The 21,309-nt window shown below is 72.3% G+C and carries 22 protein-coding genes and 1 pseudogene; 7 read left to right on the top strand and 16 right to left on the bottom strand.

Going from position 1 to position 21,309, the window contains the following annotated elements; translation table 11 throughout:
- Positions 1-12: 12 nt before the first annotated feature.
- The 6 genes from KPF47_RS36820 to KPF47_RS36795 form a co-directional block, all read right to left on the bottom strand.
- A complete protein-coding gene (locus tag KPF47_RS36820; protein ID WP_224392984.1) occupies positions 13-684 on the bottom strand; it encodes a response regulator transcription factor in 672 nt (223 codons plus the stop codon).
- Between the two features lie 184 nt (positions 685-868).
- Positions 869-1,711 (bottom strand): IS5 family transposase, encoded by an 843-nt coding sequence (locus tag KPF47_RS36815; protein ID WP_224386276.1) that lies wholly within the window; start codon positions 1,709-1,711, stop codon positions 869-871.
- A gap of 633 nt (positions 1,712-2,344) precedes the next feature.
- Positions 2,345-2,824: a DUF5130 family protein gene (locus tag KPF47_RS36810; RefSeq protein ID WP_224392983.1), complete on the bottom strand. Its 480-nt coding sequence runs from the start codon at positions 2,822-2,824 to the stop codon at positions 2,345-2,347.
- The gene (locus KPF47_RS36805; protein ID WP_224392982.1) at positions 2,811-3,065 is read right to left on the bottom strand and encodes a hypothetical protein; all 255 of its coding nucleotides are present in this window, start codon (positions 3,063-3,065) and stop codon (positions 2,811-2,813) included. The genes KPF47_RS36810 and KPF47_RS36805 overlap by 14 nt, the downstream gene beginning before the upstream one ends.
- An 11-nt stretch (positions 3,066-3,076) precedes the next feature.
- A complete protein-coding gene (locus tag KPF47_RS36800; RefSeq protein WP_224392981.1) occupies positions 3,077-4,507 on the bottom strand; it encodes a DUF2252 domain-containing protein in 1,431 nt (476 codons plus the stop codon).
- Entirely contained in the window at positions 4,504-5,079 is a 576-nt protein-coding gene (locus tag KPF47_RS36795) for a TetR/AcrR family transcriptional regulator (protein WP_224392980.1), read from the bottom strand. Before KPF47_RS36795 ends, KPF47_RS36800 begins: the two co-directional genes overlap by 4 nt.
- Before the next feature lie 96 nt (positions 5,080-5,175).
- Between KPF47_RS36795 and KPF47_RS36790 the strand changes: the two genes are divergently transcribed.
- The gene (locus tag KPF47_RS36790) at positions 5,176-6,105 is read left to right on the top strand and encodes an NmrA family NAD(P)-binding protein (RefSeq protein ID WP_224392979.1); all 930 of its coding nucleotides are present in this window, start codon (positions 5,176-5,178) and stop codon (positions 6,103-6,105) included.
- Here KPF47_RS36790 and KPF47_RS36785 read toward each other — a convergent pair.
- On the bottom strand, positions 6,075-7,424 hold the full coding sequence (locus KPF47_RS36785; protein WP_224392978.1) for a UDP-glucose/GDP-mannose dehydrogenase family protein: 1,350 nt from the start codon (positions 7,422-7,424) through the stop codon (positions 6,075-6,077). The genes KPF47_RS36790 and KPF47_RS36785 overlap by 31 nt on opposite strands.
- A gap of 101 nt (positions 7,425-7,525) precedes the next feature.
- Between KPF47_RS36785 and KPF47_RS36780 the strand changes: the two genes are divergently transcribed.
- On the top strand, positions 7,526-8,203 hold the full coding sequence (locus tag KPF47_RS36780) for a GPP34 family phosphoprotein (protein ID WP_224392977.1): 678 nt from the start codon (positions 7,526-7,528) through the stop codon (positions 8,201-8,203).
- A 4-nt stretch (positions 8,204-8,207) separates the two neighbouring features.
- Here KPF47_RS36780 and KPF47_RS36775 read toward each other — a convergent pair whose 3' ends face one another.
- Complete coding sequence (locus KPF47_RS36775; protein ID WP_308015591.1) at positions 8,208-8,813, bottom strand: dTDP-4-dehydrorhamnose 3,5-epimerase; 606 nt, start codon at positions 8,811-8,813, stop codon at positions 8,208-8,210.
- Entirely contained in the window at positions 8,804-9,766 is a 963-nt protein-coding gene (rfbB, locus tag KPF47_RS36770) for a dTDP-glucose 4,6-dehydratase (protein ID WP_224392976.1), read from the bottom strand. Before rfbB ends, KPF47_RS36775 begins: the two co-directional genes overlap by 10 nt.
- Positions 9,767-9,837: 71 nt before the next feature.
- On the opposite strand from rfbB, the gene rfbD reads away from it, so the two are divergent.
- A complete protein-coding gene (gene rfbD / locus KPF47_RS36765; protein ID WP_224392975.1) occupies positions 9,838-10,710 on the top strand; it encodes a dTDP-4-dehydrorhamnose reductase in 873 nt (290 codons plus the stop codon).
- Positions 10,707-11,594 carry a glucose-1-phosphate thymidylyltransferase RfbA gene (rfbA, locus tag KPF47_RS36760; protein WP_224392974.1) on the top strand — a complete coding sequence of 296 codons (888 nt, stop codon included), beginning with the start codon at positions 10,707-10,709 and terminating at the stop codon, positions 11,592-11,594. The genes rfbD and rfbA overlap by 4 nt, the downstream gene beginning before the upstream one ends.
- Before the next feature lie 82 nt (positions 11,595-11,676).
- Here rfbA and KPF47_RS36755 read toward each other — a convergent pair whose 3' ends face one another.
- Both KPF47_RS36755 and KPF47_RS36750 read right to left on the bottom strand, forming a co-directional pair.
- Positions 11,677-12,534 carry an IS5 family transposase gene (locus tag KPF47_RS36755; protein WP_224389877.1) on the bottom strand — a complete coding sequence of 286 codons (858 nt, stop codon included), beginning with the start codon at positions 12,532-12,534 and terminating at the stop codon, positions 11,677-11,679.
- 170 nt (positions 12,535-12,704) lie between these two features.
- Positions 12,705-13,644 (bottom strand): annotated as a pseudogene (locus KPF47_RS36750) (IS5 family transposase).
- A gap of 62 nt (positions 13,645-13,706) precedes the next feature.
- Here KPF47_RS36750 and KPF47_RS36745 point away from each other — a divergent pair.
- Positions 13,707-14,387, top strand: a complete 681-nt coding sequence (locus KPF47_RS36745) for a GPP34 family phosphoprotein (protein ID WP_224392973.1) — start codon at positions 13,707-13,709, stop codon at positions 14,385-14,387.
- A 94-nt stretch (positions 14,388-14,481) separates the two neighbouring features.
- Here the strand turns inward: KPF47_RS36745 and KPF47_RS36740 are convergent, their stop codons facing one another.
- Entirely contained in the window at positions 14,482-14,982 is a 501-nt protein-coding gene (locus tag KPF47_RS36740) for a hypothetical protein (RefSeq protein WP_224392972.1), read from the bottom strand.
- A 161-nt stretch (positions 14,983-15,143) separates the two neighbouring features.
- Between KPF47_RS36740 and KPF47_RS36735 the strand changes: the two genes are divergently transcribed.
- Positions 15,144-15,986 carry an IS5 family transposase gene (locus KPF47_RS36735; RefSeq protein WP_224386276.1) on the top strand — a complete coding sequence of 281 codons (843 nt, stop codon included), beginning with the start codon at positions 15,144-15,146 and terminating at the stop codon, positions 15,984-15,986.
- Between the two features lie 171 nt (positions 15,987-16,157).
- Here KPF47_RS36735 and KPF47_RS36730 read toward each other — a convergent pair whose 3' ends face one another.
- The 4 genes from KPF47_RS36730 to KPF47_RS36715 form a co-directional block, all read right to left on the bottom strand.
- Positions 16,158-17,441, bottom strand: coding sequence for an NAD(P)H-dependent oxidoreductase (locus KPF47_RS36730; RefSeq protein WP_224392971.1), 1,284 nt, complete (start codon positions 17,439-17,441; stop codon positions 16,158-16,160).
- A complete protein-coding gene (rfbC, locus tag KPF47_RS36725) occupies positions 17,441-18,022 on the bottom strand; it encodes a dTDP-4-dehydrorhamnose 3,5-epimerase (RefSeq protein ID WP_224392970.1) in 582 nt (193 codons plus the stop codon). The genes KPF47_RS36730 and rfbC overlap by 1 nt, the downstream gene beginning before the upstream one ends.
- 39 nt (positions 18,023-18,061) lie before the next feature.
- Positions 18,062-18,655: a DUF4232 domain-containing protein gene (locus KPF47_RS36720; protein WP_224392969.1), complete on the bottom strand. Its 594-nt coding sequence runs from the start codon at positions 18,653-18,655 to the stop codon at positions 18,062-18,064.
- Positions 18,656-18,722: 67 nt separating this feature from the next.
- On the bottom strand, positions 18,723-20,030 hold the full coding sequence (locus KPF47_RS36715; RefSeq protein WP_224392968.1) for a sugar transferase: 1,308 nt from the start codon (positions 20,028-20,030) through the stop codon (positions 18,723-18,725).
- A gap of 345 nt (positions 20,031-20,375) precedes the next feature.
- On the opposite strand from KPF47_RS36715, the gene KPF47_RS36710 reads away from it, so the two are divergent.
- Positions 20,376-21,305 carry a cupin-like domain-containing protein gene (locus KPF47_RS36710; RefSeq protein WP_224392967.1) on the top strand — a complete coding sequence of 310 codons (930 nt, stop codon included), beginning with the start codon at positions 20,376-20,378 and terminating at the stop codon, positions 21,303-21,305.
- Positions 21,306-21,309 lie beyond the last annotated feature (4 nt).

Below are 21,309 nucleotides of genomic sequence, written 5' to 3'. Positions count from 1 at the left end.
GGGCCGAACGGGTCAGAAGCCGGCGGCCTTGCGGTAGAGCGCGACGGCCTCCAGCTGGGAGCCGACCTCCAGCTTGGTCAGCACCGCACGGATCTGGGTGCGGACCGTCGCCAGCGAGACGACGAAGTGGTCGGCCACCGACTGCGCGCGCTTGCCCCCGGCCAGCAGGGCGAGGACCTCGCGCTCGCGCTGGGTGAGCCTGCCGAGCTTCTCGTGCAGGTCGCGACGCTCGTGCTCGCGGTCGCGGTGCAGCCGGATGAACTGCTCACGGCGGCCCGGCGGCATGATCGAGCGCCCGGCGTGCGCCTCCCGGATGGCGCTGAGCAGCGCCGGGAACGGGGCGTTCTTCGGGACGAACACGAATCCGCCCGCGTCCAGGGCGGCACCGACGCGGCCGGCGTCGGAACTGCCGGACAGCACCACGACCCGCCAGCCCGCCTCGCGCAGCGGCCCGACGAGCCGGACCCCGTCGATGCGGTTGCCCTCCGCGTCCCGGCCCAGGTCGAGGTCGAGCACGATCAGGCCGGGAGGGCCGCGCCGGGCGTGCTCGAGCACGGCCGCCGCGGAACGGACCGGCAGGAAGGTCGCGTCCTCACCCTCGGCGCGCAGGTTGAGGGCGAGGGCGGACCCGACCAGCTCGTGGTCGTCGACGATCAGGATCGGGCTGCCGGTGGGGCCGGTCACCGCTCGGTCCTCCCGCTACACATGCGGGACACCTTAGAGGTCGTTTCAGAACGACTTGTCGAGTTTCCATTGACCCCTCGACGACAGATCAAACGGCAGGTCAGATAGCCGCTTGTCGTCTACAACAGACACGTCGACCTCGTTCTGAAATGACCTCTTAGAGGTCGCGCGGATTGGTTGGTGATCATGGACGTCGTGCAGGTCGGGCGTTCCAGCGGTGTGTGGTCCAGGCCTGCCGAATCAAGCTACGGAGTGTGACGATCGTGTCGGCGAGGTCGAAGAACGCGTCGACGACGATTTCTCGTCGTTCGTAGCAGCGCTGCAGCCGGTTGAAGCTGTTGTGCCAAGCGTTGGTCCGCTCGACGTGCCAGCGGCGGGTGGCCTGGATCGGCGCTTTCTCACCCTTGTGCGCGATCTCGCCGTGCAGGCCTCGTTCGGCCAGCGTGTCGCGGGTCTTGCCGGAGTCATAGCCGGCGTCGAGGTGCACGGTGATGTCGTCGGGCAGCGGGCCGAGAGCATCGAGGCGGTCGAGGGTGGGGCCCAGTAGCGGGGAGTCGTGCCGGTTGGCTCCGGCCAGGACTCGGCCCAGCGGGATGCCGTATCCCTCGACGAGCACCGAACGTTTCATACCCTGTTTGCGCCGGTCCACCGGCGACGGACCGGCGACCTCGCCGCCGCCGGGGGCCTTGGTGATGGCGCCATCGACGGCGATGTCGTGCAGCAGCAGACCGACGATGCGGTCGTAGGCGTCCAGGACGATCCGACGCAGCTGGGCGAAGACCCCGAGCCTGATCCACTCGTCACGACGATCGCGGATGGTGGTCGCCGAGCAGGTGCTGTCAGCGATGCCCTCATACGAGCAGCCGAACCGCAGTACCTGCAGGAGCTTGTCGAACACGATCCGATCCGCGATCCGGCGGCGATGGCAGCCCAGCGGATGGGTGGGATCGAACTCGTCTCGATGAGGCAGCAGCGCGGTGAACTGGTCCCACAACGGCTCGGTCAGCCATGATGGCAGGGTGGGCACGCGGCCTCCAGACGATCACGAAGCGTAGATAACTTCATGATCGGCAGGCCCGTACCCGCCCTCGCCCCCAGACACTCGACCGCGGCCAAGCTGTGACCAATCCGCGCGACCTCTTAGAGGTCGTTTCAGAACGACTTGTCGAGTTTCCATTGACCCCTCGACGACAGATCAAACGGCAGGTCAGATAGCCGCTTGTCGTCTACAACAGACACGTCGACCTCGTTCTGAAATGACCTCTTAGAGCGTCCGGCAGTAGAGGTGGCCGTGTGTCGGTGTTGGTAGAGACACGGACCTGCAAGTGATCATGGGATTGCTGATGTCCTGATGGTCGCCTGGAGAGTCCGTGCCTCTACCTGCAACGACACCCCCACGACCTCATTTGCCGGGCGCTCTTAGAGGTCATTTCAGAACGAGGTCGACGTGTCTGTTGTAGACGACAAGCGGCTATCTGACCTGCCGTTTGATCTGTCGTCGAGGGGTCAATGGAAACTCGACAAGTCGTTCTGAAACGACCTCTTAGAGCCGGTGGGCCGATCGCGGTGACCCACCGGTGCCGGACACGCGGGCCCAGGCCGGGCCACCGACACGTCGCGGTGCCCGCCCGGAGCGCCCGCGGTCGCGGGGAGCCGCAGCTCAGGGGCGGCTTCCGGCCTGGTCGGCCAGCATCCTCAGCCCGGACAGGACACCACCGAACAGATCGCCCTCCTTGAAGGACGCGACCATGCTCATGAGAGCGAGCTTCGCGCCGCGGTCGGGGAGGCGGACCTTCGCCTCCGCCCCGGTCACGATCTCCAGCAGGCGCTGCTCGGGGCTCACCGCAACGAGCACCGCGTCGTCGTGGTCGTCGATGCGCCCGTGCAGGTCGACCGCGGTCGCCCGCGCGTCGGCACCCAGGTCGCCCAGGTACAGGGCGAACCGCAGCCCGGTCTCGCGGCTGGCCAGGTACAGGGCCTCGTCCAGGCGGGTCAGCTGCACCGGGGTGAACGGGTGCGCCGCCGCGGACCGCTCGACGAAGTGCTCGGCCGCCGACAGGCGGCCGGAGTTCGTGACGACCGACCCCTCGGGAAGGTCCTCCTCGTTGCCGGTGAAGACGGCGAGGTCACCACTTGCCACCGGTACCTCCTCGGGTGTCGCCGCCCTCGGACGGGGCGGTGTCGCCGTGTCCGGCGTGCGCGGCGTGGTGCCCCGCAGCGGACGGCTCGGCGATCCAGAACAGCGGCTCGTACGGCCAGGGGTCACCCGCGTTGTAGCGGGGGCGGTTGCTCCGGTTCCGCACCGCGATCCAGCCCCAGACCGCGAAGTACAGGACAGCCGGCGCGACCACGAAGACCAGCAGGGTTTCGACGACGGTCACGGGGCCAGAACCTAGCCGATGGCCGTGCCCGGCACCTGCTCAGGTGTCCGATCCGACAGCCGTCCGGACCGCACCGCGCGGACCAGCGCGTCATGATCGGCTTCGGTCTGGTCGGCGTATGCCCTGGCGAAGGTCGTGAGCGCCCCGGCCACCTTGGCGCCCTTCCCCAGGTAGCCGGCGATCATCGACGCCCCCGAGGTGCGGGCGTGCCCCTTGGCGAGCAGCCTGCCGCAGACGTCGGCGTAGTCGGCCAGTGCGGTGGCGTCGAGGGTGTCGGGGACGATCGCGCCCTTCATGTCGCGGAACTGGCGCACGTAGTACTGGCGACCGTTGATCGTCGTCCAGCCCAGGAGCGGGTCGGAGACGGTCTGCAGGGCCTGCTGGTACTCCACGACCCGCTGGCCCTGGTGGGCGTGCCAGGCCTCGCCGCCGTGCACCCACGGCGCGACGACCGACCGGCGCGCCTGCTTGAGCTGCAGGAAGAGCACGTCGTCGGGACTGGAGCCCTCGCAGAGCACGAGGTAGGCCCGCAGCCCGACGGAGCCGACGCCGACGACCTTGTGGGCGACGTCGACGGCGTGGTAGCCGCCCAGGATCCGGCTCCAGTGCGACGGCAGCGTCGCGAGGTACTCGTCGAGGGCGGCCAGGATGCGCGCGGTGTGCTCGTCGTCGGGGTGGGTGATCAGCGGTGGCTCGGTGACGATCCGGCGCGCCCCGCCCTGTTCGGTCACGAACCGGGGCAGCGCGCGGTCGCTGGTGCGCCGCCGCGCCCGCTCCGCGGCCTTGTCGATCACCCGGCGCGAGGTCTTGTGGTCGGCGTCCGAGCGCAGGGTGTCGATGTCCATGATGTCGAAGGAGCGGGCGAGCAGCGGCTCGTCGGCGAGGTGGCGCAGGTGTTCGGCGTAGGAGGTCACACAGCGGGTCACGGCCTCGCCGCACTGCGCCTCGGTCGCCCCGGAGTCCCGGCCCGCGACCCAGGTCGAGGACACCAGCCGCCGCAGGTCCCACTCCCAGGCGCCGGGGTGGGCCTCGTCGAAGTCGTTGAGGTCGAAGACGAGGTCACGCTCGGGTGAGGCGTAGAAGCCGAAGTTGCCCAGGTGGGCGTCGCCGCAGATGACGGGGTGCACGCCGGTCTCGGGCAGCACCGCGAAGTCCGCGGCGTGCAGGGCGGCGGCGCCGCGCAGGAACGCGTGCGGCGAGGTGGTCATCCGCTGGATCCGCAGCGGGACGAGCTCGTGCACGCGGCCGGCGTTCTGCGCCTCCACGACGTCCACCGGGTCGGCCCGGCGCACGTCCGGGGACCACGTGGCCAGCCCCGAGCGGGGTGCGACCTTCCGCAGCCCCTTGCCGATGCGGTAGCGCTCGGCGCGGGGCGTGGAGGCGCGCTGCAGCGAGCCGAACGCCGCGCGGTCCGATCCGGCGAGGACGGGGTGCGAGGTCACGCCTGCGTTCTACCGCAGCCCGCTCCCCGTAGCCCGTCCACGGTCAGGCGCAGCAGTCTCCGTGCGGTGGACGGGTCCTCCCCCGCCGCCGTGGACACCACCGCGGTGAGGGCGACGACGTCCTCGGGGCGGGCCTCGGGGTGCAGCCCGCCGGCGTCGGCCGCGGCGACCACCAGCGGGCGGACGGCGGCCCGGACCCGGTCGGTGTGGCAGACCGGGGCGTCCTCGGCGGGCTCGGCGAGCAGGACCTCGACCACGCCGCGGGTGGTCGCGACGTAGCAGACGAACTCGTCGAGCCAGGTCCACAGCGCAGTGGCGGGCTCGGCGCGGAGGAGCGCCTCGGCGCGGGCGCAGAGGGCGTCGACGCCGTCGGCGAACACCGCCTCGAGCAACGCACGGCGGGAGGCGAAGTGCCGGTGCAGGGTCGCCGACCCGACACCCGCCCGGCGGGCGATCTCCTCCATCGACGCCTGGGCACCGTCCCGCGCGACGACCTCCATCGCGGCTCCGAGCAGGCGTTCCCGGTTGCGGAGGCGGTCGGCCCGTGGGACGGCCGTGGCGTCGCGCGGCATGTGTTCTCCCGGACTGCTCGACAAAACGGGGTGGTCCTCCATATCGTAGCGGACAGAAAACGGGGGACCACTCCGTTTCGACGCGAGGAGCACGTCATGGACGAACCGGTTCTCATCACGGGGGCGACCGGCAAGCAGGGCGGGGCAGCGGCACGGGCACTGCTGGCCACGGGCACGCCGGTCCGGGCGCTGGTCCGCGACCCCGGCACCGTCCCGGCGCGCGCGCTGGCCGAGGCCGGCGCCGCACTGGTCACCGGAGACCTCGACGACCCCGCCTCGGTGACCGCGGCCGCCCGCGGCGCCCGCGGGGTGTTCTCGGTGCAGATGCCCGACCTGGACGACCTGCTCGGCGACCGGGAGCTGCGCCACGCCGAGGCGATCGCCACCGCCGTGCGGGAGGCCGGCGTCGCGCAGGTGGTGCACACCTCGGTGTCCGGGGTCGGCGAGCTGGGACACCCCGGCGCCGTCGACGCCGCGGTCTGGGGTGAGCACATGGCCCACTACTGGCGGTCCAAGGCCGCCGCCGAGGAGGCGCTCGCCGGGTCCGGGGCCCGGTGGGTCACCCGACTGCGGCCCAGCGGGTTCATGGAGAACTTCGTGCCGTGGTCGATGTACCTGGCCGGCGGCGACGCGCCGCGGCTGCTGCTGGCGCTGGATCCGGACCTGGTGCACCCGTTCGTCGCGGTGGCCGACATCGGGGCCGCGGCGGCCGCCGCGTTCGCCGACCCGGACCGGTTCGACGGCGTCGCGCTCGACCTGGTCGGCGAGCGCCTGAGCTACCGGCAGGCCGCCGCGGCGCTCACCGAGGCCTGGGACGTGCCGTTCACCCTGACCGAGAGCCCGGAGCAGGCCCGCGCGGAGGGGCTGGTCGAGGCGTTCGTGCAGTCCCACGCCTTCCTCGACGCCCACCCCCGCGCGGCGGGTCCGGAGCGGGCCCGGGAGTTCGGGCTCGACCCGGTCGGCTTCGCGGCGTGGGCACGGAGGGTGGGCAGGCCTCAGACGTTGCGCCTGCCCAGCGCGCGGTAGGTCCAGCCCGCGGACTCCCAGGTCTCCCGGTCCAGGGCGTTGCGGCCGTCGAGCACCCGGCGGGTCTTCACGACCTTGCCGAACGAGCCCGGGTCGAGCTCGCGGTACTGCTTCCACTCGGTCAGCAGCAGGACGACGTCGGCGCCCTCGGCCGCCTCCTCGGGGGTGTCGACGCAGTCCAACTGCGACCAGTGCCGCCGCACGTTGGGCAGCGCCTGCGGGTCGGTCACCCGGACGTTGGCGCCCTGCAGCTGCAGCTGCGCGGCCACGTTCAGCGCCGGGGAGTCGCGGATGTCGTCGGAGTCGGGCTTGAACGCCGCGCCGAGCACGGCGATCCGCTTGCCGAGCAGCGAGTCGTCGCACACCTGGCGGGCGAGCTCCACCATCCGGATCCGGCGCCGCATGTTGATGTTGTCGACCTCGCGCAGGAAGGTCAGCGCCTGGTCGGCACCCAGCTCACCGGCGCGGGCCATGAACGCCCGGATGTCCTTGGGCAGGCAGCCGCCGCCGAAACCGAGACCGGCGTTGAGGAACTTGCGGCCGATCCGGTCGTCGTGGCCGATCGCGTCGGCCAGCTGCTTCACGTCGGCGCCGGTGGCCTCGCACAGCTCGGCCATCGCGTTGATGAACGAGATCTTGGTGGCCAGGAACGAGTTCGCGGCGGTCTTGACCATCTCGGCGGTGGCGTAGTCGGTGACGACCTTCGGGGTGGCGTCGGCGACGATCCGGGCGTAGACGGTGTCGAGGACCTCCTCCGCGTCCACCGCGGTCTCCACGCCGGACAGCGACGGCACGCCGTAGACGAGCCGGTCCGGGTGCAGGGTGTCCTGCACCGCGAAGCCCTCGCGCAGGAACTCCGGGTTCCACGCCAGCGCGGCGCCCGGCACCCGGGCCGCGACCTGCTCGGCCAGCCGGGCCGCCGTGCCCACCGGCACCGTCGACTTGCCGACGACCAGCTCGCCCGGGCCGAGCACCTCGATCAGCGACGCCGTCGCCGCCTCGACGTAGGTCAGGTCCGCGGCGTACTCGCCGCGCCGCTGCGGGGTGCCGACGCACACGAAGTGCACGGCGGCGCCGCGGGCGTCGGCCATGTCCGAGGAGAACGACAGCCGCCCCGAGTCCAGCGACCGCCGCAGCAGCTCCTCGAAGCCCGGCTCGAAGAACGGGACCCGGCCCGCGGCCAGCGACTCCGCCTTCGCGACGTCGACCTCGATACCGACGACCTCGTGGCCCAGCTCCGCCATCGACGCCGCGTGCACGGCACCGAGGTAGCCGCACCCGATGACCGAGAGCTTCAGCGGGGTGGTGTTCTCCGACATGGCCGGAGGTTAGCTGCCGCTCCGGAGTGGCTGTCGCAGACGTCGGACAGTGTGCGTCCCGGTGACGGCCGGGTGACGCCCCGGCACTAACGTCGTCGGCCGTGCGGACCCTGCTGCTCGCCGAGGAACTGCTCCTGCTGGGGCTCGACCGCTCGACCGGACGGATCGGTGACCGGTTCGACGGGCGGGTCCTGCCCGTCGCGCTGGTGCGCGACCTGGTCGACGCCGGGGCGCTGCACCTCGACGGCGGGAGCGGCGGGAACGGCACCGACGGCGGGGACACCGTGACGCCGACCGGCGGGGAGCCCGAGCACCCCGCGCTGGCGGCGGCGCTGGCCGCGGTGACCCGGGGCGGCACCGACACCGGATCGCACGCCGTCGCCGCCACCGCCGTGCACCTCGCCCGGACCCCGGCCGGCGGTGCGGGCGGCGCCGTGGAACAGCTGGTCGCCGACGGGGTGCTCGCCGCCCAGGAGTACCGCCGGTTCGGGCTGTTCCGCCGGGTGCTGCTGACCGAGCAGGACCCGGAGCCCGACCGCGCGCTGCGCACCCGGCTGGCGTCGCTGCTGGTCACCGAGACGGCGCCGGGCGGGCACGACGGCCTCCTGCTCGCCCTGCTCGGGCTGACCGACCTCGCCGGTGACGTGCTGCCGCCGGAGATCGACGCCGGGACGCGCGGGGTCGCGCAGCACCGCGCGGCGCTCGTCGCACAGGGGGCGGAGCGGGACCCGTTCGTCCGGGCCTACTTCGCGGTGCGGTCGGGCTGGGCCGGGAGCTGAGCCGCTACCCACGCAACGCCGCGTAGCGGGCCCGGCAGGCCTCCCAGGTGGGCAGCGCGCCGGCGGCGAGCGCCTCGTCGAGGGTGGGGGCGGCGCGGTCCTTGTCCGACAGCACCGGCTCGACCCCCTCGGCCCAGGGCAGGGCCAGGACCGGGTCCAGCGGGTCGATGCCGTGCTCGGCCGACGGGGTGTACGACGTCGAGCACAGGTACCCGACGACGGCGGTGTCGGTCAGGGCCTGGAAGGCGTGCCCCAGCCCCTCGGCCAGGTAGACCGCCCGCAGCGACGTGGCGTCGAGGTCGACTGCCTCGGAGCGGCCGAAGGTGGGCGAGCCGACCCGCAGGTCCACCACGACGTCGCGGACCGCGCCGGCGGCCACGTGGAGGTACTTGGCCTGCCCGGGCGGCACGTCGGCGTAGTGCACGCCGCGGACCACCCCCCGGGCCGACACCGACTGGTTGGCCTGGGCCACGGTCAGGTCGAACCCGAGCGCCTCGCGGAACGCCGGGCCCTGGAAGGGCGCGGTGAACGAGCCGCGCCGGTCGGCGAACGTGGCCGGCTCGAACAGCCAGGCCCCGTCGATCGACAGCGGGGTGGCCCTCACGTCCACCGGTCCCGGTGCTCGCGGTACCAGGCGACGGTCGCGGCCAGTCCCTCGTCGAAGGGCACGCGGGGGGCGTAGCCGAGCTCGTCGTGGATCTTCGACCAGTCCACCGCGTAGCGGCGGTCGTGGCCCTTGCGGTCGGCCACGCGCTCGATGCGGTCCGGTCCGGCGCCGACGGCGGTGAGCAGCGCGTGGGTCAGCTCCAGGTTGGTCAGCTCGGTGCCGCCGCCGATGTTGTAGACCTCCCCCGCGCGGCCGCCGGTCGCGGCCAGCACGACGCCCCGGCAGTGGTCGGACACGTGCAGCCAGTCCCGGACGTGCAACCCGTCGCCGTAGAGCGGGACGGTGCCGCCCTCGAGCAGCCGCGTGACGAACAGCGGGATCACCTTCTCCGGGAACTGGTAGGGCCCGTAGTTGTTCGAGCAGCGGGTGATCACGACGTCGAGGCCGTGCGTGCGGTGGTAGCTGCGCGCCAGCAGGTCGCTGCCCGCCTTCGCGGCGCTGTAGGGCGAGTTCGGCTCCAGCGGGTGGGTCTCCGGCCAGGACCCGGACTCGACCGAGCCGTACACCTCATCGGTGGAGACGTGCAGGAACCGTCCGACGCCCGCGTCCAGGGCCGCCTGCAGCAGCACCTGGGTGCCGACGACGTTGGTCGTCACGAAGTCGGCCGCGCCGGTGATGGACCGGTCCACGTGGGTCTCGGCGGCGAAGTGCACGACGAGGTCGGCGCCGTCGCCGAGCACCGCGGCGACCCGCTCCGGATCGCGGACGTCACCGCGCTCGACCGTCAGCCGCGGGTCGCCGGCGACGGTGTCGAGGTTCTCGATCCGGCCCGCGTAGGTGAACGCGTCCAGCACGGTCACCTCGGCCCCGGCCAGCTCGGGGTGCGCCCCGCCGAGCACCTCCCGCACGAAGCAGGACCCGATGAACCCGGCCCCGCCGGTCACCACGATGCGCACGCGCCCTCCCCACTCACGATCCGGTCCGGCCAGCGTGTCAGAGTCGGCCCCGACGATCGGGAGGTGGGCGCGTGCGTGCGTGCGTGCTGGGGGCGGGCGGGCAGCTCGGGCGGGCCCTGGTCGCCGCGCTGCCCGGCGCGGTGGCACTGGACCGGGCGGCGCTGGACGTCGGGGACGCCGACGCCGTCGCCGCGCACGACTTCGCCGGCGTCGACGTGGTGGTCAACGCGGCCGCGCACACCGCCGTCGACCGGGCCGAGACCGAGCCGGCCGCGGCGTGGCGGGCGAACGCCGCCGGCCCCGCGCACCTGGCCGCGGCCGCCCGGGAACAGGGGTTCGGGCTGGTCCACGTCTCCACCGAGTACGTGTTCGACGGCACCGCCCCCGGCCCGGTGCCCGAGGACGCCCCGCTGTCCCCGCTGGGGGTCTACGGCGCGTCGAAGGCCGCCGGGGAGCTGGCGGTACGGGCGGCGCTGCCGGAGCGGCACCTGATCGTGCGGACCAGCTGGGTCGTCGGCGACGGCGCCAACTTCGTCGCCACGATGGCGCGGCTGGCCCACGAGGGGGTGTCCCCCGCCGTCGTCGACGACCAGGTCGGACGGCCGACGTTCGCCCCCGACCTGGCCGCGGCGATGCTCCTGCTGGCCGGGTCCGGCCGGCACGGCACCTTCCACGTGACCGGCGACGGCGAGCCGGTGAGCTGGCACGGCCTCGCCCGGGAGGTGTTCGCCCGGTGCGGCCGCGACCCCGGCGACGTCACACCGGTGTCGACCGCCGAGTACGCCGCGGACCGGCCGCACCTGGCGCGCCGCCCGGCGAACTCGGTGCTCGACCTGTCCCGGGCGACCCGGGCCGGGGTCGCGATGCCGCCCTGGCGCGACGGGCTCGACGTCCACCTCGGGACCGCCCACCCCGGCGGCACCGGACCGGGGAGCGCGCGGTGAAGGGCATCGTGCTGGCCGGCGGCACCGGGAGCCGGTTGTCCCCGCTGACCGCGGCCGTGTCCAAACAGCTCCTGCCGGTCTACGACAAGCCGATGATCTACCACCCGCTGACCACGCTGATGCTGGCCGGGATCCGGGAGATCCTGCTCATCTCCACCCCGCACGACCTGCCCGGCTTCCAGCGCCTGCTCGGCGACGGCGGCCGCCTGGGCCTGCAGATCACCTACGCCGCCCAGGAGCACCCCAACGGCCTCGCCGAGGCGTTCGTCATCGGCGCCGACCACGTCCGCGGCGGGCCGTCGGCGCTCGTGCTGGGCGACAACATCTTCCACGGCGCGGGGTTCGGCGACCTGCTGCGCCGCCGTGCCACCGAGGTCGCCTCCGGCGACGCGGGCTGCGTGCTGTTCGGCTACCCGGTACGCGACCCGCGGCGCTACGGCGTCGGCGAGGCCGCCCCCGACGGCACCCTGCTCTCGATCGAGGAGAAGCCCGAGCACCCGCGCTCGGACCGCGCCATCACCGGCCTCTACTTCTACGACGACCGGGTCGTCGACATCGCCGCGCGCATCACCCCGTCGGCCCGCGGCGAGCTCGAGATCACCGACGTCAACCGGGCCTACCTCGACCAGGGCCGCGCCCGCCTCCAGGACCTCGGCCGTGGCTTCGCCTGGCTCGACACCGGCACCCACGAGTCGCTGATGGAGGCCGGCCAGTACGTCCGTGTCCTGGAGAACCGCCAGGGCGTCCGCATCGCCTGCGTCGAGGAGGTCGCCCTGCGCATGGGGTTCATCGACGCCGCGGCCTGCCATGCCCTGGGCGCGCGGCAGGCCGGGTCGGGCTACGGCGAGTACGTGATGGCCGTCGCGGACCAGTTCCGGTCGTAGGTCCCGCGACGGCCGTCCGCCCTCGCCCGGCCCTCCCCCGGCCGCTAGGGCGTGTCTCCTAAGAGCGCCCGGCGATTGATGGTTATCGGAGTCGACGGGTCGTGGGTCGGGTTGTCCAGCGGTAGCGGCTGCGGGCACGGTTGATCAGCCGGCGGATCACGGTGAGCGCGGCGGCGAGGTCGAGGTAGAACTCGACGATGATCTTCCGGCGATCGGTGAACCGGCGCAGCTTGCCGTAGCCGTTCATCCAGGAATGGGTGCGCTCGACCGGCCACCGCTTACCGACCTGGATCGGGGCGGGCCGGCCCTTGGTGGCGATCTGTGCGTCGAACCCGAGTCGTTCGAGCAGATCGCGGGTCTTGCCTGAGTCATAGCCCCGGTCCAGGTGCAGGCACGGTCGCTCGGGCAGCGGCCCGATCATGTCGTAGATCCCGATCAGGGTCGGTTTCAGCAACGGCGAGTCGTGGTCATTGGCGCGGGCGCTGATCAGGTGCAGCGGGATCCCCGCACCGTCGCAGACCACGGAGCGTTTGGTGCCCTGTTTGCCCCGGTCGACCGGGTTACAGCCGGCGACCTCGCCACCGCAGGGAGCCTTGGTGATCGCTCCGTCGGCAGACAGATCGTCGAGGTCGAGACCGATCATCTGGTCATAGCCGGCCAGCGCGGCCCGAAGGACCTGCTCCCCGACGCCGGCGGCGGCCCACTGGGCGAGACGGCGGCGGATCGTGCGGTCCGAGCAGCCGGGGGTGGCGATGCGTTCGTAGCCGCTGCCGTGCACCAACGCCGCGAGCACGTGCTCGAACACCAGGCGGTCGGGGATACGGCGGCGGTGACATCCCCACGGATGGGCCGGGTCGAACTCCGGGCGCCGCTCTGCCTCGATCAGGGCAGCGAACTCGACCCAGAGGGGGTCGATCAGCGATTCTGGCAATAGAGGCACGGACCCTCCAGGCGACCATCAGGACATCAGCAATCCCATGATCACTTGCAGGTCCGTGTCTCTACCAACACCGACACACGGCCACCTCTACTGCCGGACGCTCTAAGAGGTCGTTTCAGAACGACTTGTCGAGTTTCCATTGACCCCTCGACGACAGATCAAACGGCAGGTCAGATAGCCGCTTGTCGTCTACAACAGACACGTCGACCTCGTTCTGAAATGACCTCTAAAGTGCGCAACCAGGTGACGATGGCCTTCAGTGCAACTCCGCCGCGGAAGGTCAGCGCGAGTTTGTCGTAGCGGGTCGCGAGGCCGCGCCACTGCTTGACCTCGCAGAACCCGCGTTCGACGACGTTGCGGCCGCGGTAGTCGACCCGGTCGAACGCCGGTGGTCGACCGCCGCGTGTGCCGCGTCGTTTCCGGTGTCCCTGCTGGTCAGCCGGCTCCGGGATGACCGCGACGATCCGTCGTCCGCGCAGGTGGGCGCGGATGGCGCGTGAGGAGTAGGCCTTATCTGCGCGGACCCGCTCGGGCCGGGTCCGCGGTCGGCCCGGACCGACCCGTCCGACGCTCAGATGTGACATCAGGTGCGCGAACATCGGGGCGTCACCGGCCTGGCCAGGGCCGACCAGTACGACCAGCGGGCGGCCGTGTCCGTCAACGAGCTGGTGGATCTTCGTGCCGAGCCCTCCGCGGGAGCGGCCCAACGCGTGATCGGGCGGCTCGATCAGCAGATTCTTGTAGTTCGATCCGGCCCCCTGTGTCCCGCTGCAGGGTCGCGGCGTGTTGGTGAGCGCGGATGATCGTCGAGTCGACCGACACGGCCCAGTCCACGAGACCGGCGGAGTCGGCATCGGCGAGCAGAGCTGCGAGAACCTGGTCCCAGGTGCCGTCACCGCAGTAGCGGCGGTGGCGTTTCCATAGGGTCTGCCACAGCCCGAACTCGACCGGGACATCACGCCAGGCCAGCCCGCAGCGGAACCGGTAGATGATCCCCTCGATCACTCTGCGGTGATCGGCGAACGGGCGCCCTGGCATCCCGTCCGACGAGGGCAGTAACGGCTCGAGTCGGTCCCACTGGGCATCGGTCAGGACGGCACGGCGCGACACCTACTGATCATCGCGCAGGCCCGACCAGCCGGGTTAGGAGACGCGCCCTAGCGTCGGGCCGCGTGACCGATCTGCTGCTGTCCGAGGAGCTGCTGCTCATCGGCCTGGACGACGAATCCGGGAAGGCCCGGGGCATGTTCAACCCGGCCTCCCTGCACGGCGCGCTGCTCTGCGACCTCGTCGAGCGCGGCGCCGTGACCGTGGACGACCGGAACAAGGTCGTCCCGGCCGCAGCCGCGCCCGGCCATCCCGCGCTGGCGGCCGTGCACGAGACGATCACCGCCGACCCGAGGCCGCGGTCGGTGTCGCACTGGACGGGCATGCTGCCGTCCCGGCACCCGAAGCCGGCCGAGCTCGTGGCCCTGCGGCTCGTCGCCGACGGCGTACTCGCCCGGGAGGAGGGCAGGGTGCTCGGCCTGTTCCGCACCGTGCGGATGCCCGAGACCGACCCGGGGCCGGAGCGCGCGCTGCGCGAGCGGCTGCGCTCGGTCCTGGTGCAGGGCACGACACCGAGCCCCCACGACGCCCTGCTGGTCGCGCTGCTGCACAGCACCCACCAGGTCCGGGCGGCGGTGTCGGGGGTGGACACCGCGCAGCGCCGGGCCGCGGAGAAACGGGCCCGCGCCGTCGCGAAGGGGCTGGAGAGCGATCCGGTGCTGAAGGCGCAGTACGACGCCGCCGTCCTCGCCGCGGTGATGACGACCGTGACCACCGTGGTCGTCACGACCGGCGGGTCGAGCTGACCCCGCTCCCGCGGCCGTCGGAGCCCGGCTCCCCCGGTCACCGGCCGGGCGACCCGGGCGCCACGACGTGAAGGGCACGCGGGACCGGCCCGGGTCAGAAGGGCAGGTGCCCCGACAGTACGACCGCCGTGGCGGCCGCCGCGGTCAGCACGAGCAGGACCGCGGCGAGGGCCGTCCTGCGGGTCCGGGTGCCCGTCGGCGTGGGTCCGGTGATCGGGGCGACGCCCGGGGGTGACCAGAGGGGTCGGCCCGCGCGGCGCCCGGCCGACCAGGGGCCGACGCCGTCGCGCTCCCGGCGGGCCGCGACCGTGAGCGCCTCGGCCCGGTCCACCGTGGCCGGATCGGCCCCGGCCTCGCCGGCGAGCGCGACGAGCAGCTCCCGGGCCCCGACGGCGTCGCCGGGCAGGCTGCGACCGCGGACGACGTCACGGACCCGCGCGGCCGGGGTCCGCAGCCGGCGTGCGAGCACCCGGTCCGACGGGCAGCCGTGGTGCACGTGGACGGCGTCGAGCAGGTCGAGCAGTTCCCGGTGCGGGCCGTGCTCGGGCCAGGACGTCCGGTCGAAGCGGCGCAACGGCACCCGTCGCCTCCTCACGCAGGATGATCGTTCGATCACCTGTCGCGTCCGGACCGGCCGGCGTTAGAGGTCGCGCGGATTGGTCACAGCTTGGCCGCGGTCGAGTGTCTGGGGGCGAGGGCGGGTACGGGCCTGCCGATCATGAAGTTATCTACGCTTCGTGATCGTCTGGAGGCCGCGTGCCCACCCTGCCATCATGGCTGACCGAGCCGTTGTGGGACCAGTTCACCGCGCTGCTGCCTCATCGAGACGAGTTCGATCCCACCCATCCGCTGGGCTGCCATCGCCGCCGGATCGCGGATCGGATCGTGTTCGACAAGCTCCTGCAGGTACTGCGGTTCGGCTGCTCGTATGAGGGCATCGCTGACAGCACCTGCTCGGCGACCACCATCCGCGATCGTCGTGACGAGTGGATCAGGCTCGGGGTCTTCGCCCAGCTGCGTCGGATCGTCCTGGACGCCTACGACCGCATCGTCGGTCTGCTGCTGCACGACATCGCCGTCGATGGCGCCATCACCAAGGCCCCCGGCGGCGGCGAGGTCGCCGGTCCGTCGCCGGTGGACCGGCGCAAACAGGGTATGAAACGTTCGGTGCTCGTCGAGGGATACGGCATCCCGCTGGGCCGAGTCCTGGCCGGAGCCAACCGGCACGACTCCCCGCTACTGGGCCCCACCCTCGACCGCCTCGATGCTCTCGGCCCGCTGCCCGACGACATCACCGTGCACCTCGACGCCGGCTATGACTCCGGCAAGACCCGCGACACGCTGGCCGAACGAGGCCTGCACGGCGAGATCGCGCACAAGGGTGAGAAAGCGCCGATCCAGGCCACCCGCCGCTGGCACGTCGAGCGGACCAACGCTTGGCACAACAGCTTCAACCGGCTGCAGCGCTGCTACGAACGACGAGAAATCGTCGTCGACGCGTTCTTCGACCTCGCCGACACGATCGTCACACTCCGTAGCTTGATTCGGCAGGCCTGGACCACACACCGCTGGAACGCCCGACCTGCACGACGTCCATGATCACCAACCAATCCGCGCGACCTCTTACTCAAATCTGATGAGAACCCTGCGTCCGGGTCACCTCGACCGGCCCCTCTCGTCCGGGGTCCGTCGTCCGTGCGGCGCTCCGCGGCCGCGGTGCCCACCGGACAGCTGCGCCGCCGCCCGCCCCGGCACCGCGACCACGACCGCTCAGCCGAAGAGCTTCTCCTGCTCCTCGCGCAGCGCGTCGACCAGCCGGCCCGGGGGCAGGGTCACGTCGTCGTAGGTGAGCACGGCGTCCTTGGCGACGTCGCGCACCAGCGTGGCGCCCTCCGCGACCCCCATCGGCAGCAGCTTCTCCGCCCGGGTGACCGGGGAGGACTCGGCGACGCCGTAGGTGTCGTAGCCACCCAGCCCGTCGAGGGTGTGCCCGGCCCGCAGGTCCTGCTTCGCGGTGGCGACGACGTCGACACGCTGCCCGGCGGGCGGGCTCAGCGCGGCGTCGGCGAAGTCCACGGCCCGCACGATGGTGTTCGGGACCTCGAAGTGGCACAGGTGGTAGGGCGTGTAGAAGCTGTACAGCGGGCCCTCACCGAGCTTGTACAGGTTCAGGTAGTGGCGCTGCTTCGGGTCGTCGTGGGTGCCCAGCACGTAGACGCCCGGGCCCGGCTTGGCGCCGACGACGTAGTCGACGACCCCGCCGAGCTCGCGCAGCTCGTCGACGTCGTAGGTGCCGGTCAGCTCGTCGACGTGGCCGGCGTGGTCGCGCCCGTACATGCCGCGCCGCCCGACGGTGAAGCCGAACGCGTTAGCCACGATCGCCTGCTCGAACGACACCTTGGTGCCGTCGGCGAAGCTGGTGACCATGTAGGGGTCCTGCCCCCACTTCTCGGCGAACGCCTGCTGGGTGGTCGGGGTGCGGTACTCGTCCTGCAGGCCCTTGATGTTGCCGGCGACGAGCGGGGTGACGCCGATCCCGCGCACGAAGCGCAGCAGGTTGGCCTGCACACCGGGCTGGTCGCCGTCGGCGCCGGTCAGCACGACGCCGGCGGCGCGGGCGCGGTGCGCCAGCAGCGGGCCGACGGTGCCGTCGAGCTCGGCGTTCATCGTGACGACGGGCAGTCCGCGCTCGATCGCGGCGACGGTGACCCGGGCGCCGAACTCGACGGCACCGGTGACGTCGACGAGCACGTCGATGTTCTCCGCGGCGACCAGCGCGAACGCGTCGCCCAGCACCGCCGGGACACCCTTCGCGACCATCGCCTCGACCTGCGCGGTCGTCGACACCTCGACCGGCTCCAGCCCGGCCTCGGTGTAGGCGCGCACGGCGGTGGCGACGGTGCGGTTGGCGATCGCGACGACGTCCATCCCGGGGGTGGAGTTCACGATCTGGTTGACCAGGCCGCGACCCATGAACCCGGCGCCGACCAGGCCGACCCGGATCGGGCGGTTCTCGGCGGCGCGCGTCGCGAGGGCGGTGTCGAGGATCAGCATCAGCGGGCTCCGGTGACCGACGGGAAGTCGGCGTTGTCGGCCAGCAGCGGCCAGTTCGCGTCCTTGTCCGAGACGTGGTCGACCGCGTGCGGCCACTCGACGTCCAGGGCCGGGTCGTTCCAGCGCAGGCCGCGCTCGGCGCCCGGGGTGTAGGGCGTCGAGACCTGGTAGATCGTCGTCGCGTCCGGGGTGAGCGTCAGGTAGGCGTGCGCGAAGTTCCGCGGCACGTACATCGCCCGGTAGTTGTCCTGGGACAGCTCGGCACCGAACCACTGCAGGTAGGTGTCGGAGTCCGGGCGCAGGTCGACGATCACGTCGAAGATCGCGCCGCGGACGCAGCGGATGACCTTGACCTCGGCGTTCGGCTCCAGCTGGTAGTGGAAGCCGCGCAGGGTGCCCGCCTCGTGGTTGTACGAGAGGTTGCACTGGGTGATCGTCGGGTCCAGCCCGGCGTCGCGGAACTCCTGCTCGCAGAAGGCGCGGGCGAAGAAGCCGCGGTCGTCCTCGAGTCGCCTCAGGTCGATGAGAGCCGATCCGGGGAGCGGGGTCGGAAGGATGTCCATGCCCCTCTTGTACGTCACGACCGCGGCGTCGTTAACCGCAGGGCGGCGACGCCCCGGTCACACCGAGCCGGGCGCCACCGGGTGGATGTAGGTGCCGGGGCGGGTCGCCCCGTCCTGGCGGAGCACCGGGCCCTGGTCCCACGGCAGCGTCGTCGAGGTGGTCTCGTCCGGCGCGGTCACGACGATCTCGGTCGGGGTCCAGCTGTCCCCGGGCAGCCAGGTGACGACGGTGTGCGCGGTGCCGCCGGGCTTGACGACGAACGTGGTCGGCTCCTCCTGCGCGCGCGGCAGCGAGTAGGACGGCCCCCACTGCGGGTCGTCCGGGCCGCGCAGGTCGACGCCGCCGAACCCGGTCATGGTGCAGGGCGCGTCGGAGGTGTTGCGCCAGACGATGGTGGTGTCCTTCTGCCCATCGCCCAGGGTGGTGCCCACGCTCGCCTGCAGGGTCGTCGTGGTGCAGCGCTCGACCTGCTGCGCCGGGTCCGCCTCGGCCGCGGCCGAGGTGGGGGCCGAGGTGGGGGCCGCCGGTGCCGTGGAGGCGACGGGTGCCGTGGCCGACGCGGCAGGTGTGGCGTCGCCGCCACCGCAGCCGGCGAGCAGGAGCCCGGTGGACAGCAGAGCGGCGACGAGGGCGGTGCGGCACGGCGTCATGCGCGATACCGTGCCCCTCCGGACCGGATCCCGCTGTGCGACAGCGGGACGACCACCCGGCCGGGTGTCAGCGGCCCCGTGCGGCGACCACCTCCGCGAACGTCCGCACCACGATCTTGAAGTCGAGCCAGAGCGACCAGTTCTCGATGTAGTAGTTGTCGTAGCGGGCCCGGTCGGCGATCGAGGTGTCCCCGCGCAGCCGGTTCACCTGGGCGAGACCGGTGAGCCCGGCCTCGACCCGGTGCCGGTAGGAGTACCGGTCGTACTCCCCCGAGAACCGGGACACGAAGTGCGGCCGCTCGGGTCGTGGCCCGACCAGGCTCATGTCCCCACGCAGGATGTTCCACAGCTGGGGGAGCTCGTCGAGGGAGGTCCGCCGCAGCAACCTGCCGACCGGCCCGACCCGGTCGTCGGCCGCGATCGACCACTGCGTCGCGGACTCGCGGTCGTCGACCGGGCGCATGGAGCGGAACTTGAGGCAGTCGAAGGTCCGGCCGTTCCGGCCAACCCGCGGCTGGCGGAAGACCACCCCGGGGCCGCCCTCGATCCGGACCGCGACGGCGCACAGCGTCAGGACCGGCGACAGCACCACCAGCGTGACGGCGGCGACCAGGACGTCGAGGGCGCGCTTGATCCACCGGACCGGCCCGTTCACCGGCGGGGCCAGTACGCGCATGACCGGGATGGACCCGATGTGGTCGGGCAGGACCGTCCGGGTCTGGAAGTGGTGCAGCCGCGGCACGACGAGCAGGTCGCACGACACGCACGCGGGCCGGCGCACCGCCTCGACGAGGTGGTTCTCGGAGATGTCCCCGTCCGCGACGAGCACGACGCTGATCCGCTGCTCGCGGACGACCCGTTCCAGCCCGTCGACGTCGCCCAGGCGCGGGACACGCGACGCGGCGGGGCCGAGCCCGCCGTCGTCGACGAACCCGACGACGTCCAGGCCGTAGCGGGGCTCGTCGCCGATCACCCGGCACAGGTCGGCGGCCACCCGGCCGGCGCCGACCACGACGGTGCGGTGCCGGGTGCGGCCGGTTGCCCGTGACCAGCGGATGACCGTCGTGACCAGTACCCGGCCCAGGACGACGAGGCCGATCACCACGGCCGAGTTCATCAGGAACGTGGAGACGACGTCCGCGGAGTCGTAGCGGGGGGCGATGAGGGTGGCGACGATCGCCGTGGCGATGAGGAGCTTGCCGAGCACGGCCGGGAGCTCGTCGAGCACGCTCAGGTGCAGCCGGGCGCGGTAACGGCGTCCGCCCACGAGCAGGTACAGGGCGATGGCCGCCATCGCGAGCGTCGCCTTCACCTGCGTCCCGTGCCACAGGATCGGCGACAGGAGCGAGACCGCGTCGAGCGGCCCGACCACCATCCACGCACGAACCCGGCCGACTCCGACCGGCCGCAGCGGGTGGCCCGGGCGGAGCATTTCGGACTCCACGTGCGTCCCCGCCGGCGCCGCGACGCTACTGTCCAAGGACTTCTCGGTGGTACTCACCAGCGCTCGACCTCGGCTCCTCTGAGTGATCCGACATCGGCGTACTCGCCGGTCGAGCCGTCCGCGTTTCACTCGGACAGCCGATAACTTTGAGGTTTATCTCGCTCACAGTCAGTTTCCCGCGCAATTTCCTGTATGAACGGCGTAACGCAGACTCTCGTTCGCACGACCGTTGTCACACCGCGCGATCAGCGGGCCGGGTCGAGAACGGGAGCGGCGATGATCTTCGAGGGCTTCGACGGGCGGGCGGCCGGGTTGTGGGGGACCCAGCCGCTCCGCTTGCGCCACACGTTGTCCGGGCTCGACCTGTTCTCCGACGGCTCGCTCGCACGCCTCGTCGAGCAGCTGCCCGGCACACACCTGCAGATCAACACGGCCGGCAGCGTCGGGGCCAACACCTGGTCGGCCTGCGACCGTGGCGGGCGGACCGGCGCCGAGGTGCTGGAGGCGGTCCGCGGTGGCCGCTTGTGGATCAACATGATGGGGCTGGAGGAGGTCGACCGGCGGTTCGCCGACCTGGTGGCCCGGATCTACGCCGAGATCGAGGAGGGCGTCCCGGGGCTGCGGACCTCCCGGCACCGGATCGGGGTCCTGGTCTCCTCCCCCGGGGCCCGGGTCCACTACCACACCGACGTGCCCTGCCAGACCCTCTGGCAGCTTCGCGGCCGCAAGCGCATCTGGGTCTACCCACCCACCGAACCGTTCCTGCGCGGACCCGAGATCGAGGACGTCGTCCGGCGCGTCTCGGAGGAGGGCATCTCCTACGAGCCGTGGTTCGACGAGTACGCCCGCGTCCACGACCTGGAGGCCGGCGACATGCTGCACTGGCCGCTGAACGCCCCGCACCGCATCGTCAACGACGACGTCGTGAACGTCTCGCTGACCACCGAGCACTGGACCGCGCCGAGCCGGCGGGCCTACCTGGTCCACTTCGGGAACGGCGTGCTCCGCTCCGACCTCGGCTGGCGCCCCCGGTCCCGGTCGACCGCCGGCCCGGGGCTCCTCGCCAAGGCCGGGCTCGCGACGGCCTACCGGCTCAGCGGTCTGCGCCACCGGCGGACCGCGGTCCGCACGGCGACCCACGTCGTGGACCCGCTGGCCGGCGGCGGCGCACGCCGGCTCGTGGACGCCCCCCGGCCGGTCGTCTGAGGCG

Source organism: Pseudonocardia sp. ICBG1293 (genome assembly GCF_020131355.1).
In the GTDB taxonomy this organism is placed as follows: domain Bacteria; phylum Actinomycetota; class Actinomycetes; order Mycobacteriales; family Pseudonocardiaceae; genus Pseudonocardia.
The sequence above is the reverse complement of the archived record's forward strand: the minus strand, read 5'-3'. Positions and strand labels throughout refer to the sequence as shown.